Consider the following 19,145-nt stretch of genomic DNA (forward strand, 5'->3'; position numbering starts at 1 on the left):
CCGACTGAGCGAGCGGCCTTGGGGAATCCTGATGAGCACTGCCTATGAGCTGGTGGGCCGGACTGCGTTTGTGATTGCGAACTGGCGCGCGGAGGAGACAGAGGCCGCGAGCCCGCTGTTCAGCGACCATGTGGCGAATGCCTTCCTGAACGAGGAGGCCACGCAGGCGTCCAACGCGATTGCCTCCGCCTCGCCGTCCACGCGCTACCTCGTGCGCTACCGCACGCGGTACTTCGACCAGACCTTCCTGGAGAAGATGGACGCGGGGGTCCGTCAGTTCCTCATCCTGGGCTCGGGCCTGGATACCCGGCCCATCCGCCTGGGGACCGAGGGGGTCCGGTTCTTCGAGGTCGAGCAGGGACACGTCCTGGAGTTCAAGCGCAAGCAGTTGGAGATGCACGGCTACGCTCCGGCCAGCACCTTCGTCCCCGCGGAGTACACCAGTGTGGATTTTCTGGAGCTGCTCGCGCGGCAGGGGTTCGACTTCGAAGCCCAGACATTCATCCTGTGGGAGGGGAATGTCTTCTATCTGGAATACGAGAGCGCGGTGAAGGTGCTCACCTCGCTCCGGGAGCGGCTGAAGCGGTTCGAGATCACCTTCGACTATCTCTCCAAGAAGCTCATCACCAAGAGCACCGGGTACCGGAAGTCGGAGGCGCTGCTCGATGGCTTCCGTCAGCTCGGGGCGCCCTGGAACACCGGGTTCGATGACATCCGCGAGCTCGCGCGCACCGTCGACCTGGAGGTCGCGGGGAACTTTCTCATCGCGGACTACGCGAACGAGGCGGGACTCGAGATGAAGGTGGATCGCTCCCTGTTCGATGACTACTCGATTGCGACCTTCGCGAACGCCGCCGGGCGGCTCGACCAGGTCGGCCGGGGCCACTCATGAGCACGCATGGCGCGGGTGAAGCGCGGGCAGGCGAGGTCGTCCTGGTGCTGGCCCGTCGGGATGACCTCCACGCGAAGCTGGTGGAGCAGGCGAAGCGCGGCGGTCCCCTCGCGGGCGCGACCTTCGTGCTCGTCAAGCCCGGGCGGCTGTTCCGTCGGCTGGGCGAGCGGCTCTTCCAGGTCGCCCCGGAGTCGGCGGAGCACTTCGCTCGACTGCTGTCCGAGGTCGAAGCGGCGCATGGCCGCGTCCACGTCATCCTCCACCTCTGGAACTACGAGGCCTGGAACGTCGACTACGTGGGGCGCAGGAACCTCAAGAGCCTGACGGACTCGCTCGCCGGCAACTGGAAGTTCGCGCTGGGGGCCGTCGAGAAGCTGCGCGGCGCGCTGCGGGAGCCGGGTGGGCGCGCCCCGGTGCGGATGCTCTATGCGCACCACGGCGACGGCCTGGAACTGCAGCCCCACAACGTCATCGTGGGCGCGGGCACCGAGGACGACTCAGGGCTCCTGCTGTGCAACCTCCCGTTGGAGAGGCGACTGCCGGACCTGGATGCGGCGAGCCGACTCCTGCTGGCCGCGCTGGGCTCGGTGGTGCGGGGTGAGCCCGTGGTGGGGTGCCCCCTTCAGGCGGTCCTGCCCGAAGCGGAGCGGATCTCCTGCCGCCGGGGAGGTGTCTACCTGGTCGTCGACCCGTCCGGTGGGGTCTCGAAGGACTGGGTCGAGCAGCTCACGGGGCAGCACGGCTGCCAGGTGATGCTCGCGCAGGCGGGCATGCTCGATGACGTGGAGGGCCTGCGGAGCTTCGTTCGCGCCAAGGTGAAGAACGACTTCGGGCGGTTGGACGGCGTCATCCACTTCCTCGACGCCGCGCAGCCGATCTCCCGCTCACTCGACGAAGTGCTGGCGCTCGACGACATCACGGCCGAGCTGCCGCTGGACTTCTTCGTCGTCGCCGCGCCGCGCTCCTCGGCGGGGATGGCGCGAGAGCTCGCGCGCTCCTTCAGCCAGCTCCGCTCGTCATTGACCGGCGCGGGGCGCAGGACCGGTGAGTCGCTGTTCGTGGCCGGAGCCCCGCGCGTGGAGGTGCGGGAGGCGAAGGACGCCCAGGCGTCGGCTGGAGCCACGCGCGTCGACTTCGAGAGCGAGGAGACCCGGCGCGAGGTGCTGCGGCTGCTCACCGCCGAGGTCATGGGCATCGTCGCCGAGACGCTGTCCGTGCCAGTCGCCTCGATTTCCCTCGACCTGTCGATGGACCTCGACTCGGCGGGCGGCGCTCACTTCGACTCGATTTCGCTCACGAGGCTGGCGGATCGCATCGGGACGAAGCTCGGCTTCTTCCTGACGCCGGTCCTCTTCTTCAAATACAAGAAGCTCCGCGCCTTCATCACCCACCTGCATGAGGCCCGGTACCCGGCGCTCGCGGACCACTACGCGCTCCGGCTCGTCACCCGGCGCGCCCCGGTGGAGGCTCCAGCCGCCCAGGTCGTGGAGCCAGGCCCTTCGGCCGTGGCGAGCACCGCCGCGCCCTCGGAGAAGGGCTGGGGCTGGCTGGAGACCTCGTCGAGTCAGGAGGCCGCCGACGGCCCCATGGACGTGGCCATCATCGGCGTCAGCGGGCGCTTCCCGGGGGCGCAGGATGTGTTCGGCTTCTGGAAGACGCTGACCTCGGGCCGGGACACCGTGACGGAGATTCCCGCCGAGCGCTGGGACTGGCGGGCGTGGTTCGGCGAGCCCTCCCGGGAAGCGAACAAGACCCATATCAAGTGGGGCAGCTTCCTCGACGGCATCGACCAGTTCGACCCCGCGTTCTTCGGCATCTCCGAGCGGGAGGCCACCATCATGGACCCGAGCCAGCGTCTCTTCCTGGAGACGACCTGGCGGCTGCTCGAGGACGCGGGCTACCGGGCGTCGGAGCTGGCGGGCTCCCGGACCGGCGTGTTCATCGGCGCGGGACTGCCCGAGTATGACGAGCTGTATCGCGCGAGTGGGAATGCCATCGAGGAGCAGAGCTCGACCGGTCGCTCCAACTCCATCCTGGCCAACCGCGTCTCCTTCTTCTTCGACTTCCAGGGGCCCAGCGAGGCCGTGGATGCGGCGTGCGCGAGCTCCCTGGTGGCGCTCCACCGGGCCCTGCAGTCGCTCCGGAGCGAAGAGTGCTCGATGGCGATTGCCGGCGGGGTCCATCTGATTCTCTCGCCCGCGATGCACGTGTCGTTCGGCCGGGGCGGAGTGCTCGCCGCCGACGGCAAGTGCCGGGCCTTCGACAAGGCCGCGGCTGGCTACACCCGAGCCGAGGGCATTGGCGCGGTGCTGCTCAAGCCGCTGCGCAAGGCGCGAGAGGATGGGGACAACATCTACGCCATCGTCCGAGCCAGCGCCGTCAGCCACGGCGGACGCTCCAACTCGATGACGTCACCCAACCCGAATGCCCAGGAGGCACTCCTCCTCGACATCTACGGGCGGCAGAAGGTGGACCCGCGCTCCATCCAGTACGTGGAGGCCCATGGCACGGGGACGTCGTTCGGCGACTCCATCGAGTTCTCTTCGCTGGCCTCGGCGTTCGAGCGCGCGGCGGCGGCACGAGGGCCCGTCCAATGGACTCCCCAGAGCTGCGGCGTCGGTTCGCTCAAGAGCAACATCGGTCACGCTGAAGAGGCGGCGGGCATCGCGGGCGTGCTCAAGGTCCTCCTCGGCATGCGCTACGGCCGGCTCCCCGGCAACCTGCACTTCAGCGAGCTCAACCCCTACATCCACCTGGAGGGCTCTCCGTTCTACGTCGTGGAGCGGGCGCGCGAATGGCTCCGGCCGGGGGGTGGAGTGCGGCGCGGCGCGGTCAGCGCCTTCGGGTTCGGTGGCGCGCTGGCGCATGTGGTGCTGGAAGAGGTCGCCTCCAGGGCGGAGCCAGGAGCAGAAGAGCAGGGGAGGCCGTACCTGGTGCCCCTCTCGGCCTCGTCGGAGGGGGTCCTGCGAGCCCAGGCGGAGATGCTCCGCTCCTTCCTCGAGGATGAGCTGAGCGCGGGGCTGGCCCTTCGGGACCTCGCCTTCACGCTGCAGGTGGGGCGAGAGCCGATGAGCCACCGGCTGGCGCTGGTCGCGGCGAGCCGGGCGGAGGTGGTGAGCGCCCTGTCCGCGTTCCTCTCCGGCGAGCCACGCGCACGCGGGGTCTTCACGGGGCAGGTCTCGAAGCGGCCCGAGGTGGGGACGCGCGAGCTCGAGGAGGCGCTCACCGCGGGGCGCGTGGAAGAGCTGGGCCAGGCCTGGGTGGCGGGGCAGGACCTCGACTGGCGTCGCCTCTACACGCGGAGCACTCCGCGCCGGGTCTCCCTGCCGACCTATCCGTTCGAGAAGCGGCGGTACTGGTTCACCGAGCGTCGCCCATCCGGTGGTGGCGGCGGTGGCGGTGGGCTCGCTCCGGAGACGCGGAACAAGGCGCCCGTCGGGTGGAACGAAGCCCTCCTGGATTTTCCTCGGGAGAAGACCTTCGCGGAGCTCTTCACCGCGCGAGCCCGTGAAGCAGGGGAGCGGATCGCCGCGCTGTGTGCCGGTCGCTCCATCACCTACCGGGAGCTGGACGAGCAATCCTCGCTGCTCGCCGCGTCCCTGAATGACCTCGGAGTGACGCGGGGGACGCCGGTCGGCCTCTTCCTGGACCGCTCGCTGGAGATGCTGGTCAGCCTGCTCGGCGTGCTCAAGTCGGGCGGGACGTATGTGCCGTTGGATCCCACGTTCCCCGATGCGCGGCTCCGGTACATCGCCCAGGGTTCGGGCCTGGGCCTGCTGCTGACGAACCGGCTGAAGTCAGGGACGCCTCCCTGGTTCTCGGGGCGAGTCATTCCCGTGGACGAGGCCTTCTTCGAGGAGGCACGTGGCCGGTTCGGAGGCACGTGGCGGCAGGCGGCGCCTGCTCGCGCGACGCCGGAGGATGTGGCCTACATCCTCTTCACGTCGGGCTCCACCGGAGAGCCCAAGGGCATCCAAGTCCATCAGCGGGGGCTCACCCACTTCCTGTGCGCGATGGAGCGGCATCTGGGCATGACCGCCGATGCACACCTGCTCGCGGTCACGACCCTCTGCTTCGACATCGCCGGGCTGGAGCTGTTCCTCCCGCTGCTGTGCGGAGGCCGGGTGGAGATCCTCCAGGAGGAGAGCTGCAAGGACGGCCTGCGCCTGAAGGATGCGCTCGACCGCGGTGCCGCGACGTTCATGCAGGCGACTCCCGCGACGTGGCAGATGCTGGTGTCCTCCGGGTGGCGAGGGAAGCGCTCGCTCACGGCCCTGTGTGGCGGAGAGGCCCTGAGCCGCGAGCTGGCGGACACGCTGCTGGGGCGGGTCGCCGGGCTGTGGAACCTCTACGGTCCGACCGAGACCACCATCTGGTCCACCCTCTGGAAGGTCGTCCCGGGCGAGGAGATCAGCATTGGCGGGCCCATCGGGAACACGAAGCTCTACATCCTCGATGAGCACGGCACGCCCGTCGCGATGGGCCAGACGGGGGAGCTGTGCATTGGAGGGGACGGCGTCGCCAAGGGTTATCTCCACAAGCCCGAGCTGACCGCACAGCGCTTCATCCACAACCCCTTCGTCACAGGCCGTGACGAGCGCATCTACAAGACCGGGGACCTGGCCTATGTCCGGCCAGATGGCGCGCTCATGTACGCGGGGCGCATCGACAACCAGGTGAAGCTCCGGGGTTATCGGATCGAACTGGAGGAGATTGAAAAGGTCCTCCAGGCCGTCGCCAGCATCACCAAGGCCGTGGTCGTGGTGCGCGGAGATCGCCTGGGCCAGCAGGGGCTGCACGCCTTCTGCTTGAGCGAGGATGAAGCGGCCCTGGCCGTGGAGGAGCTCCAGGCGCGGCTGGGCCAGCGGCTCCCCGAGTACATGGTTCCGACCGCCTTCCACCGGATGCGCTCGTTCCCCATGACGCTCAACGCGAAGGTGGACCGGAAGGTGCTCGCGAGCCTGGAGCTGGATGAGCTCCTCCGTCTCCATGGCACGGGTTCAGAGCGGGCACAGACGCACGCCGCGCCCGTCTCGCGGAGTGGGAGCACGTCAAAGGCGAGCAGCGTCGAGGCGGTGCTCCGGGAAGCGGCGGCGGCCGTGCTCGGTGTCCAAGCGGAGCGCCTGGACCCTTCAGCGACCTTTGCCCAGAGCGGCTTCACCTCCGTGACGCTGACGGCGCTGCGAGCGCGAATCCTGGAGCGGCTGTCCCTCCAGGTCGATCCTCCCGTGCTCTTCAAGTACCCCTCCCTCCGTGCGTTGGGGGCGCACCTCGCGGAGCGCCTGGGTTCGCGCTCCGCGCCGCCGCCCGTGAGCGCTCCGGTGAGGGAGGAGGCCCCCGAGCCCATCGCGGTCATCGGGATGGCGTCCCGCTTCCCGGGCTCCGAGGACCCGGAGGGCTTCTTCGAGGGCCTGCTGTCCGGCAAGGACAGCATCGGTGAGATTCCGAAGGACCGCTGGGACTTCCGCGCGTACTACGGCAACCCCAAGACGGAGAAGAACAAGTCCGACGCCATCTGGGGCGGGTTCATCTCGGACGTGGACAAGTTCGACGCGGCCTTCTTCAACATCTCCCCTCGCGAAGCGCGGACGATGGACCCGCGACAGCGCCTCTCGCTCGAGACCGTCTACAAGACGTTCGAAGACGCGGGCTACAAGCCGGCGGACTTCTCCGGCACGCGGACAGGCGTCTTCCTGGGGGCCATCAGCTCCGACTACTGGGACCTGCAGCGCGAGCGGGGCGTGGACCTGGAGGGCTACTCGTTGTCCGGGTTCGCCGGGTCCATCGTTCCCAACCGGGTCTCCTTCTTCTTCAACCTGCTCGGGCCGAGCGAGGCGGTGGACACGGCGTGCTCCAGCTCGCTCGTGGCCATCCATCGCGCGCTGGGCGCCCTGCGGAACAAGGAGTGTGATGCGGCGATCGCCGGCGGGGTGAATCTCATCCTCAGTCCCAACCTCTATCTGGCCTTGAGCCAGAACGGGATGCTGAGCCCTGACGGTCGCTGCAAGGCGTTTGACCAGTCCGCCAACGGGTACGTCCGGGGCGAGGGCGTGGGGACGCTCCTGCTCAAGCGCCTGAGCGACGCCCGCCGCGACGGCGACTCCATCTACGCCGTCATCCGGGGCAGCGCCGTCAACCATGGCGGCCGGGCGAACTCGCTGACGGCGCCGAACCCGGATGCCCAGACGCAGCTGCTGGAGGATGCCTACGCCCAGGCCCAGGTCGACCTGCGCACCGTCTCGTTCATCGAAACCCATGGCACCGGGACGCAGCTCGGCGACTCCATCGAGGTGCAGAGCCTGACGAGCGCGTTCGAGGCCGCCTCCCAGGGCAAGGGCCCGCTGCGCCCAGGCGCGTACTGCGCGCTCGGGGCCGTGAAGACGAACATCGGGCACCTGGAGGCCGCGGCGGGAATCGCTGGCGTCATCAAGGCCATCGCGAGCCTCAAGGCCCGCAGGATTCCCGGCAACCTCCACTTCCAGGCGCTGAACAAGCTCATCGACCTGGCCGGCTCCCCCCTCTTCGTCGCGAGCGAGGCCCGGGACTGGACGGAGATCGCCCCTGGCGTCGCTCGTCGAGCAGGCGTCAGCTCCTTCGGCTTCGGCGGGGCGAGTGCTCACGTTGTCCTGGAGGAGTACCCGGAAGAGGCCCGACAGGATGAGGCACGGCCGGGCCCCGTGGTCATCGCGTTGTCCGCGAAGTCCACTGGACAGCTCCGCACGCAGGCCGAGGCGCTGCTGAGGCACCTGGAGCGGATGGAGAAGGGCTCATCGGGGTTGCGCCGAAAGGCCCGGCTGGGCGACGTCGCCTACACGCTGCAAGTGGGCCGGGCCGAGCTGGAGTCGCGGCTCGCCTTCGTGGCCTCCACCGTGGATGAGGTGAAGCGCCGCCTGCGCTCCTTCCTGGAGGGCCAGGAGGTGCTGGAGCCGTCGGCGCCGGGCGGAGCGCATGATCGCCTCGCGCGGCTCTGGGCGTCGGGCGGTGAGGTCGACTGGAGCGTCCTGCATCAAGGCGCGCGGCCATGCCGCGTCTCGCTGCCCACCTATCCCTTCGAGAAGCAGCGGCACTGGGTGGGTGAGGGCTCGGGCGGTCGGACCGGGCCTGCCTCCGCGCGGGCACTCGGAGCGCTCGTGGACCGGAATGAGTCCACGCTGGATGGGGTGGTGTTTCGCAAGCGGCTCGTCCCCGAGGCCAGCTACCTCCGCGACCACGAAATCGGAGGGAAGAAGATCCTCCCCGCGGTCGTGTCCCTGGAGATGGTCCGCATGGCGGGCGAGCTCGCCGCGGGCTCGGGGCAGGTCGCGCGGATGAAGAACCTCGTCTGGCTCAAGCCGCTCGTGGTCGACGAAGCGTTTCGCGACGTGGCCGTGCGGCTGGAGCGCAAGGACGGGGCTGTCGGGTTCAAGGTCGTCACCGACGGCGCTGAAGTCCACATGCAGGGAGGACTCGAGTACGGGCTCGCTCGGGACGCGAGCCCGGAGCGTGTGGACGTGGAGGAGCTCAAGCGTCGATGCCCCACGGTCCATGACCGCTCGCGGTTCTACGGGCCCTTCGCTGGGCTCGGCTACGGCTACGGCTCGAGCCTCAAGCCGGTCCAGAAGGTCTACCGCAACGGCCGCGAGGCGTTGGTGGAGCTCCAGCTTCCGGACGGCGCTGAAGCTGGCGACGACTTCGTGCTCCACCCCTCGATGATGGAGGGGATGCTCCAGGCGCTCGCCGGGCTGCTCTTCAATCCCGAGAGCGAGAGCAATGCGGCGTTCCTGCCCTTCTCGATGAAGGAGCTGGAGATCCTCGGGCGTCGCCTCCCCGCGTCCTGCTTCGTGCACGTGAGCATGCGCGACGAGCACGCCCGGCCTTCGCTCCAGTCGAGGTTCGACCTCGCGTTGCTGAGCCCGAGCGGCGAGGTGCTGGTCCGGGTCCACGACTACAGCGTCCGGCCCGTGAAGAAGGACGACGCTGTCAGGGACGCGCCCGCCGCCCTGTATCGCTCCGTGCTCGTGCGCTCGGACCTGGCCGTGGATGGCGCGCCGTCGCGTGGGAAGGGGCTGGGCCCCTTGCTCGTGCTGGCGCGCGATGCCCGTTTCGTGGAGCGGCTGCGTGAGCGGCTGACGACGGACTCGGGCGACCAGCCCCACCTCGTGTGGGCCAGGCCCGCGGACCGGTTCGCCGAGCGGGATGGCGGCCTGGCCTTCGACTTCGATGCGCGGCAACCCGAGGCGCTGGAGCGACTGGTGGACACCCTGCGGGCCCGGAAGCTGGCGCCCTCGGTCGTCATCCATGGCTGCTCGACGGCCGCGTTCTCCTACGGCCGTGATGAACTCCAGGCGCAGCTCCAGGACGGGGCGCTCAGCGTGTTCCACCTGTCCAAGGCGCTGCTGCGTGAAAGGCACGAGCGTCCGGTCTCATTCCTCTACGTCTTCCCGGCCACGGAGCTCCGGCCGCAGCCCCTGTCAGCGGCGCTCACCGGGCTGGCGCGCTCGGTTCGACTGGAGACCGATGGACTGAAGCTCAAGGTCGTCCAGGTCGAGAGCACCGAGGAGATGGCGGACGCCGCCGTCGCGGAGCTGGCTCCTGGCGCGGAGGCGGACGCCTTCGTGGTGTATCGAGGCGCCTTGCGCCACGTGGAGACCCTCGAGCCTCTTCACTTCGAGGAGGCAGGGGCCGCACAGCCGCGCTTCAAGGACGGCGGTGCCTACCTCATCACCGGAGGGGCGGGAGCGCTCGGGCTGCACCTGGCGAGACATCTCACCCAGCGGGTGCGTGCGCGCGTGGCGCTCTGTGGCCGCTCGCGATTGTCGGAGGCCCAGCAGCGCGAACTCGACGGGCTCAGGGTGCGCGGCGCCGAGGTCGACTACTTCGTCACGGACGTGAGCGACTTCAGTGACGTGGAGATGCTCGCGGACACGCTGAGGGCCCGGTACGGAGGACTCCAGGGCATCATCCACGCCGCTGGCGAGCGGGGGGATCAGCTCCTCGCCAGGAAGGAGGCCGCGCGGTTCTCGGCCGTCATCGCTCCCAAGGTCTTCGGCACCCTTCACCTGGACCGGGCCTTCGCGGCGGAGCGGCTGGACTTCTTCGTCGTGTTCTCGTCCATCGTGGCGCTCACCGGCAACGTGGGCCAGACGGACTACGCCTTCGCGAATGCGTTCCTGAACGGCTTCACCGCGTTCCGCGAGGGCCTGGTCCTCAAGGGGATGCGCCACGGCACGAACCACGCGATCTGCTGGCCCTACTGGAAGGAGGGGGGCATGAAGGTCGACGCGGCCACCGAGCAGTTCATCCAGGGCTTCTTCGGCACGCAGCCCCTGGAGACCTCCGTCGGCCTGCGGGCGTTCGAGGAGATCGTGGGGCGGGGGATACGCGAGGCGCTCGTACTGAGCCCTGGCGCCGTGCTGCCCGCGCGCTTCATGAAGGGCTCGGCCGTGGCCACGCCGGAGGTGGTCGCTGCTCCGCGTCCCGAGTCCGCCCCCGCGCAGCGGTCGATTCGCGAGGAGGTTCGTCGGATCGCCGCCGGCCTGCTGCAGATGGCGCCCGAGGCGCTCGACGAGCGAAAGGATCTGGCCGAGTACGGCTATGACTCCATCTCCTTCACGGAGCTGGCCACCGCGCTCAATGGTGCCTTCGGCGCGGAGCTGACGCCGGCCGTGTTCTTCGAGCTCACGCCCCCGACGCTCAACGCGCTCGTGGCGTACCTGGAGGAGCGCTCCAGCGCGAAGCCGCGAGCCTCCGCGGAGGCCCCCTCCCCGCAGGCGCCCCTCGATGCTCCGGTATCCCAGGCGTCATCGGACCGGCGCGCGCGAGCGGATGAGCCGATCGCCATCATCGGCATGAGCGGGAAGATGCCCCGGTCGCCGAGCCTCGAGCAGTTCTGGAAGAACCTGGAGGAAGGGCGCCACCTCATCCGGGTGGTGCCGGGGGACCGCTGGGACTGGCGCGAGTTCCACGGAGACTCGAAGCAGGGGCGGAACAAGAGCGTCTCGAAGTGGGGCGGGTTCCTGGACGAGGTGGACAAGTTCGACGCTCCCTTCTTTGGCATTCCCGCCGAGGAAGCGCGCCTGATGGACCCACAACAGCGCTTGTTCCTGGAGACGGTGTGGGGCGCCATCGAGAACGCGGGTTATGACCCGTCGTCGCTGTCGGGCTCCCAGACGGGGCTCTACGTCGGAGTCACCAACCGCGACTACACGGACGTGGTCGAATCCGCCTCGGAGGGCGTGCGTTCGGCGGCGACGTTCGGGAATGCGCATGCCTTCCTGGCCAATCGCGTCTCGTTCCTGCTGAACCTCCACGGCCCCAGCGAGCCGGTGGACACGCTGTGCTCCAGCTCGCTCGTCGCCATCCACAAGGCCGTCGAGGATCTGCGCCGGGGACTGTGTGAGCTGGCCATCGTCGGAGGCGTGAGCGTCATCGCGAGCCCTCGTATGGACATCACCTTCAGCGAGGCGGGCATGCTGAGCCCCACGGGCGCGTGTCGCTCGTTCTCGCAAGGGGCGGATGGCTTCGTCCGAGGCGAGGGCTCCGGTGCGCTCATCCTCAAGCCCCTCCGCGCCGCGGAGCAGGATGGGGACTCCATCCTGGGCGTCATCCGGGCGGCGGGCGTCAACCACGGGGGCCGCGCCAACGCGCTGACCGCTCCAAATGGCAATGCGCAGGTGCAGCTACTCCGCCAGGTCTACGAACGGGCGGACATCGATCCGCGCACCGTCTCGCTCATCGAGGCTCACGGGACGGGGACCGAGATTGGTGATGCGGTCGAGCTGAACAGCCTCAAGCGCGCCTTCCAGGAGCTGGCCCGCGCGCGAGGCGGAGCCTTGGGGACGCGGCCCTTCTGCGCCGTGAGCTGCGTGAAGACGAACGTGGGCCACCTGGAGTCCGCCGCGGGCATCGCCGGCGTGCTCAAGGTGCTGCTCGCCTTGAGGCACAAGACGCTGGCCCCGCTCGCGAACTTCCATCAGGTGAACCCGTACCTGGACCTCCAGGACTCGCACTTCTACCTGGTCACCCGCCCGGAGCCCTGGAAGGAGCCGCTGGATGCGGCGGGGAATCGGCTGCCGCGCCGCGCGGGAGTGAGCTCCTTCGGGGCAGGCGGCTCCAATGCCCACGTGGTGCTCGAGGAGTATCTGCCCCCCACGCGCGTCTCGGACGAGGCGGCGGTGGGTGCTCAGCTCATCCCGCTCTCCGCTCGCGATGAGGGGACGCTGCGCAGGTACGCGGCCTCGCTTCGCGAACACGTGGCGGAGCTGCTCACGCACGAGCCGCCCGCGCGGGTGCTGGAGAATCTCGCGTACACCTTCCAGACGGGACGCAAGCCGCTGGGGCAGAGGCTGGTCATCCTGGCGGGAGACCTCCGCCAGTTGGAGGCCTCGCTCGCGAGCTTCTGCTCGGGGACGAAGGACGACAGCACCTACGAGGGTGTGGTGGGCGAGTCTCCTCCGACGGCGGAGGACGGGTTGCCCGCGTTGGCCCGGCGGTGGGTCCGCGGGGGAGAGCTTGACTGGCAAGCGTTGCACGCCGGTCGCACGCCCTCGCGCATCCCAGCCCCCACCTATCCGTTCGAGCGCATCCGTTACTGGTTCGATGGAGACGCGCCCCAGGCGGGACGCAAGCACTCCTCCAACGGAACTTCAGAAGGCAGCCGTGAACGCATCGCCGTGCCGAGCGCCGGTGAGCAGACGCCCGAGGCGAGATCATGACCGAGGAGCTGAACAGGGGGGCTCCGAGCGCGAACGCCTCGGAGTCGCAGGTCCCGTCGCGCAGGAGACACGGCCTCCTCACGCGCAAGGCGTTGAGGATGACGGGGACGCGCCCGCATGACGGCTTCGAGCTGGGCTACGAGGATGCGGCCCTGCGGGACCACACCGTCTTCGGCCAGCGCGTCCTGCTGGGCGTGACGTACGCGTCCCTGGCGCTCGAGGTGGGCCGGTGGCACTTCGTTGACCGGCCACCTGTGGGCATCAAGGACCTGCTCTTCCTTCAGCCGCTCGTCCTCGGGCAGGGAGAGTCCGCCCGGCTCGTGGTGTCACTGCGGGGCAACTCGTTCGAGGTCGCCTACCACAAGGAGCCTGATGCGCCTGGGACGCCCTGTGCCTCAGGGGAGCTGCTCTTCGACGTGGAGGGTGGACGGGAACGCCCACAGGGTGTGTTGGACGTCGCGCGCTTCTTGCGTGAGGCCGAGCGCACCACTGAAGGGCCGCGTGTCTACGAGGAGATGCGGAAGGTCGCCGTGGACTATGGCGCCTCGCTCTTCACGGCTCGGCGGACGTTCCATCGGGCCGGCGAGGTGTTGGGAGAGCTCGTCGTCTCGGACGAGGCCGCGGCCGGCTTCGAGTTCTCGCTGCCCCCGTCGCTCCTGGACGGCGCCATCGTTGCCGGAGCCTTCGAGCAGCTCGTCGCGCGTGGGAAGCCGTGCATCCCCATGTTCGTGGAGCGCCTGGTCATCCGTCAGGTGCCGGGCGCTCGCTGCTACTGCCACTGCGTGGTGCGCAAGGCGAACGACGAGGTGCTCGTGGTCGACACCCAGCTGCTCGACGCGGCGGGGCAGCCGCTCGTCGAGATGACAGGCGTCACGTTGAAGAACGTCCCCGTGCCCGGCAATCCCTTCGCTCCCGGCGCCAGGGTGCAGGCTCCAGTTCTCGTGCCGCTTCCTGCTTCGTTCCAGGCTCCGGCCTTCGCTTCGGGAGAGGACCTGGCCCGGCAGCTGGAGCTCCGGCTCCGGAAGCGGATCGCCGCGCTGCTCGAGGTCCCCGAGAGTCGGATTGAACCGACTCGCAACTTCATGGAGACGGGGCTCACGTCCCTCGCGCTGGTGGGCTTCATGAGGGCGCTCGGGGATGAGCTCGGTGTCACGCTTTATCCCACGCTCGCGTTCGAGTTCCAGAGCCCGAGGTCGCTGGCGCTCCACCTGGCCCAGGAGCACGCCTCCCTCCTGACGAGGCCTCGCGAGGAAGCTCCCGTCATCGAGCGGCAGCGGCCCCTTTCCGTGAAGGTGACGGAGCCCGTGGCTCGGGCGGCCCCCGTGCCTGACACCGGGACCCGGGCCGAGCCCGTGGCCATCGTGGGCGTGGCGGGTGTCTTCCCTCAGTCGAAGGACCTGGAGGAGTTCTGGGACCACCTCGCGCGCGGCGCGGACCTCGTCACGCCGGTGCCCGAGGAGCGTCCCTACCTCAAGATTGATGGGCGAGGCTCCTGGCAGGCCAGCTTCATCTCCGATGTCGACAAGTTCGACGCGGCCTTCTTCGGCATCTCCCCGCGAGAGGCCGCGCTCATGGACCCGAAGCAGCGGTTGCTGCTGGAGCTGGTCTGGCGGGCCATCGAGGACTCCGGGCACCGCGCCAGCGAGCTGCGTGGCAGCCGCACGGGGTTGTTCGTGGGCGTGGGCGCCCTGGAGTACGGCGCCTTCCTGGGCTCGGCCTCGGAGGGCATCGAGGCCTACAGCGCGACCGGCATCGCCGGCACGATGCTGCCCAACCGGGTCTCGTACCTCATGGACTGGCATGGCCCGAGCGAGTCCATCGACACGGCCTGCTCCAGCTCCCTGGTGGCCATCCACCGCGCCATCGAGTCCATCCAGAACGGGGATTGTGACCAGGCGCTGGTCGGCGGCATCAACCTCATCCTGTCCCCGTTCCTCACGATTGCCTTCAGCAAGGCGGGGATGCTCAGCGAGGATGGCCGGTGCAAGACCTTCGACCGTTCCGCTGACGGCTATGTCCGAGGCGAAGGCGCAGGCATCCTCGTCTTGAAGCCCCTGTCGAAGGCCGTGGCGGAGGGCGATCAGATTCACGCGGTGATTCGGGGCTCGGCCATCAACCACGGTGGCCATGCCAACTCGCTCACGGCTCCGAATCCCAAGGCCCAGGAGCAGCTCATCACCCAGGCGTACCGGAAGGCGCGAGTCGACCCTCGCACCGTCTCCTATATCGAAGCGCACGGCACCGGGACGAAGCTGGGCGACCCGGTCGAGACGCGCGCGCTCGTCAGCGCGTTCAAGGCGCTGGAGGAGGGGAGCGGGCAGGCCGAGCGGCCTCATCGCTGCGGGCTGGGCTCGGTCAAGACGAACATCGGTCACCTGGAGGCCGCCGCGGGCATCGCCGGGGTGGTGAAGGTGCTGCTGGCGTTCAGGCATCGGAAGCTGCCGGGGACGGTCCACTTCAAGGCCCTGAACGAGTTCATCGCCTTCGAGCAGTCTCCCTTCCATGTCGTCGCGGAGACCACCGACTGGCCTCGCCCCGCCCCAGGCATCCCCCGAAGGGCTGGAGTCAGCTCGTTCGGTTTCGGCGGCGTCAACGCGCACGTCGTCCTGGAGGAGTACGAAGACAGCACTTCGGACGACGTGTCCGTCGTGGAGGAAGGGCCGCTGGCCTTCGTCCTGTCCGCGAAGACGCGCGCGGCCCTGGAGCGCCACGCCGCGCGGTTGCTGGAGTGGCTCGCGCGGAGGACTCCGGATGCAGACCGCGCTCGTGAGGGGGGATGGCTCCAGTCCTTGAGCCATACCCTGCACGCGGGCCGCGAGGTGATGCCGCACCGGCTGGCGATGCTCGCCTCCACCGCCGCGGAGCTGCGCGCGAAGCTTCAGGCGTTCGTGACGTCGACCCCGACAGAGGGCCTCTACGTTGGCGCGCCTCGGGAGCAGGACTCCACGGTGCTGGAAGCCCTGGAGGGCGTCGACGGCCAGGACTACGTCCGGGGGCTCTTGCGCAAGCGGCGCTTCGACAAGGTGGCGCGACTCTGGGCCGCGGGGCTCGAGGTGGACTGGGGCTTCTTGTACGAGGGCACCACGCCTCGCAGGCTCAGCCTCCCCACCTATCCTTTCGAGCGGGAGCGCCACTGGAATGCAGCGCTCCTCCGGGGCGGAGCGGCGCGGGAGCAGGCGCTTCATCCCCTGGTGGACCGGGTCATCCCGACGCTGGCGGGGAACACCCTCCGCTACGAGAAGACGCTCACGCGGGATGAGCCGTTCCTGCGCGACCACGTCGTCGGCTCACGCGGCGTGCTGCCGGGCGTGTGCTACCTGGAGATGGCGTGGCGGAGCTTCCTCCTGCCCGAGCACCAGGGCCGGCGGTTCTCGTTGTCCCGCGTGGTGCTCAAGCAGTTGATGGCGGTGGAGGAGAGCTGCCGCGTCTCCGTGGAGCTCACGAGCGAGCAGGGGACGACGTCGTTCGTCATCTCGAGCCACCAGCCCGAAGGGACGGTGCGGCACGCGACGGGCGAGTACCAATTCGAGGCGGAGGAGGGGGCACCGCAGACGCTGGACCTCGCCTCCGTCGCCGAGCGCTGCACCCAGGAGGTGGAGGGCCGGGAGGTGTATGCGCGGCTGGAGCGGGCTGGCCTGCGCTACGGGGCGTTCTTTCGAAGTCTCCAGCGGCTGAAGACGAACGGCCGTGAGTCGGTGGGTTGGCTGGAGCTCTCGCCGGAGGCCACCGAGGGCTTCTCCGACTACACCCTGCACCCGGCGCTGCTGGATGGCGCGCTCCATGTCGTCCTGGGGCAGGTCTCCGTCGCGGCGGGGACGGGGCGGGCGAAGCTGCTGCTGCCTTTCGTCGTGGAGGCGGTCGAGGTGCTGGGTCCCGTCGCGCCGAGCATGGCCGTGTACGTGAAGAGCGAGGACGGGCTGTCTTTCGATATCGCGCTCGTGGGCGCGGACGGCAGGGTGGCCATCAAGGTGTACGGGCTCGAGGCGCGGGAGATGGCGGAGCCCTCCGTGCCGATGCTGTACGCGCCCTACTTCGAGGCGGTGCGGGTGCAGGCGGTGGAAGAACGTCCGGTCGAGAAGCGTGGCGCGCTCATCGTGTACCTGGATGGCGCGGCGGCCTTCGCGCAAGCGTGGAGCGAGGAGCTGGAGGAGCGGTACGCGGAGACGAAGTCCCTGTCCCTTCGGGACGTGGAGGCAGGAGGCCTCGAGCCGCTCCTGGAGGGTGGCTTCCCGCTGGACTCCGTCTTCTTCCTCGCCCCGGGGATGGGACGTGACTCCTTCGAGGCCCTGCAGGCGGAGGACAGCCGCGCGCTGTACTGCCTGTACGAAGTGGCTCGGATGCTGGATGCGCGTGGAGTGCTCGAGCGTCCGCTGGACTTCAGCGTCTTCACCTGGGGCGCGCTCAAGACGCGGGCGGATGAGCAGGTCCTGCTGAGTGGCGCCGCGCTCGGCGGGTTCTTGCGCTCGATTGCTGGCGAGTATCCCCAGTGCCGCTTCCGCGTCGTCGACTTCGGCGGCGAGAAGCGGACCGACGCGCTGCGGTCGGACGTGCTCAAGCAGTACCTCTTCACCGAGAAGAAGGATGGGCCCACCGAGGTAGCGCTCCGCGACGGCGCGTTGTTCCAGCGACGGCTGGGAGTCCTCGAGGCCCAAGGCCCCGCGCAGCCGGTGTTCCGCCAGGGTGGCTCCTACGTCATCGTGGGTGGCACGGGCGGCATCGGCATGGCGCTGGCGGAGCACCTCCTGCGAGGGTTCGGGGCCCGGGTCACCCTCTTGGGGCGGAGCGCCCCTGGCGAGGAACAGGAGCGCAAGCTCCAAGCCCTGCGGGCGCTTGGCGGAGAGGTCCTCCGAGTGCAGGCCGATGTCACGGACATCGTGGCGCTGCGGCGCGCCATGGCCCAGGTGAAGGAGCGCTTCGGCGCCGTTCACGGCGTTTTCCACTCGGCGCTGGTCCTCCAGGACGCTTCGCTGAAGAAGCTGAGTCGGTCCAGTCTCCAGCGCGTCCTCGCGCCCAAGGTCGCGGGGAGCCTCGTGCTGGCGGAGGTGCTCGCGGCGGAGCAGCTCGACTTCCTCATGTTCTTCTCGTCGGCCGTGGGAATCGCGGGCGGCTCGGGCCAGTCCAACTACGCGGCGGCCAGCCGGTTCCAGGATGCGCTGGCCCTCTCCCTGGCGGACGCGCTCCCGTTCCCGGTGAAGGTCATCGACTGGGGCTTCTGGGGCACCGTCGGCGCGGTGGCGACCCCTGGATACAACCTGCTGCTTCGCGAAGAGGGCTTCGGGTCGATTGTCCCCGAGGAGGGCTTCCGCGCCATCGAACAGGTGCTCGGCCTGCCTCTGCCGCAGGTGGTGGCCATCAAGGGTGATGAGCGGGTGCTCGGGCGAATCTCCGCGAGCACGCGCGCGAGCGTCTCCGTCAGCAGGGAGACCCAGGCGTCGAGCCTGGCTCAGGTCCTTCAGCACCTCGGTGCCTTCGTGGGGACGCTGTCCGACGAGCCCGCGAGGCGGGTCGTGTCCGGGTTCGAGCTGTTCGAGGAGTATGCGCGGCGCGGCCTCCGGCGAAGGCTGGAGGGCGTCGTGGTCCGGGAGGAGGACGTCCTTGCCGAGCAGGAGCGCCTCTACCGTGAGTGCCAGGCCATTCGCGCGAAGGCTCCCGAGGGCGAGCGCTCCCTGGAGGAGCTCCGCGCCGCGGTGCTCGAGCGACTGCCGGACCTGACGCCCTATGTGGAGTTGTTGGACCGCTGCGTCCAGTCCCTGCCTGAGTTCTGGACGGGGCGGCGCTCGGCCATGGAGGTCATGTTCCCGAACGGCTCCACGGAGCTCGTCGAGAAGGTCTACGCGTCCAGCCTGCACTCCGACCTGTTCAACACGCTCACCGCCGAGGCCGTGCGCGCCTGGGTCGAGGTCCGCTTGCGGCAGGCGCCGAAGCAGCCCCTCCTCATCGTGGAGGTGGGGGCGGGGACTGGAGGCACCACGCGCTTCGTGCTCGACGCCCTCCGCCCCTACGCCGAGCGCGTTCGCTACGTCTTCAGTGACCTGTCGGTCCACTTCCTCAACAAGGCGCGCGAGCGGTTCCAGCACAGCCCGGTGCCGGTGGAGTACCGCATCCTCGACCTGGAGCGCGGGGCGGACCTGAAGGACGTGGACCTGGTGCTGGGCACCAACGTGCTCCATGCCACGGCCGAGCTCGCCGCCACCCTTCGTCGCATCAAGGCCATGCTGCGACGCAACGGCCTGCTGGTGCTCAATGAGACCATCGCCGCCAAGGACTTCGCGACGCTGACGTTCGGCACGATGAAGGGATGGTGGTTGTTCCGCGATGCGGAGAACCGCATCCCCGGCTCTCCCGTCGTCAGCCAGGAGACGTGGGAGCGGCTCCTCGCGCAGGGCGGCTTCCAAGGCACGAAGGCCCTGGGGCTCCCAGGCGTCCCGTCCGCGCACGTCTGGCAGAGCGTCATCCTCGCGGAGAGCGACGGCGTCGCCGTGCGCCTGCCGGGAGAGGGTGTCGCCGCTCCCCCCGTGGTGCACCCGGCGCCCCCGGCGCGGGCCCCGCGCGTGAGTCCA

General features: G+C 69.3%; 3 protein-coding genes (1 of these 3 only partly in view). All 3 read left to right on the plus strand.

Going from position 1 to position 19,145, the window contains the following annotated elements:
* Window positions 1-31 precede the first annotated feature (31 nt).
* Tightly spaced (each overlapping or abutting the next), the 3 genes in view from ACN469_RS13170 to ACN469_RS13180 form a layout consistent with a single transcriptional unit that may run on beyond the window.
* Complete coding sequence (locus ACN469_RS13170; protein WP_498767716.1) at window positions 32-892, plus strand: class I SAM-dependent methyltransferase; 861 nt, start codon at window positions 32-34, stop codon at window positions 890-892.
* Window positions 889-12,585: an amino acid adenylation domain-containing protein gene (locus tag ACN469_RS13175; RefSeq protein WP_498767718.1), complete on the plus strand. Its 11,697-nt coding sequence runs from the start codon at window positions 889-891 to the stop codon at window positions 12,583-12,585. The genes ACN469_RS13170 and ACN469_RS13175 overlap by 4 nt, the downstream gene beginning before the upstream one ends.
* Window positions 12,582-19,145: the 5' portion of an SDR family NAD(P)-dependent oxidoreductase gene (locus tag ACN469_RS13180; protein WP_498767720.1), read on the plus strand. 4,935 nt of this gene lie beyond the right edge of the window; only the first 6,564 of its 11,499 coding nucleotides appear in the window; the start codon lies at window positions 12,582-12,584; the stop codon falls past the right edge of the window. The genes ACN469_RS13175 and ACN469_RS13180 overlap by 4 nt, the downstream gene beginning before the upstream one ends.

It is taken from the genome of Corallococcus terminator (genome assembly GCF_049194865.1).
Lineage (GTDB): Bacteria > Myxococcota > Myxococcia > Myxococcales > Myxococcaceae > Myxococcus > Myxococcus terminator_A.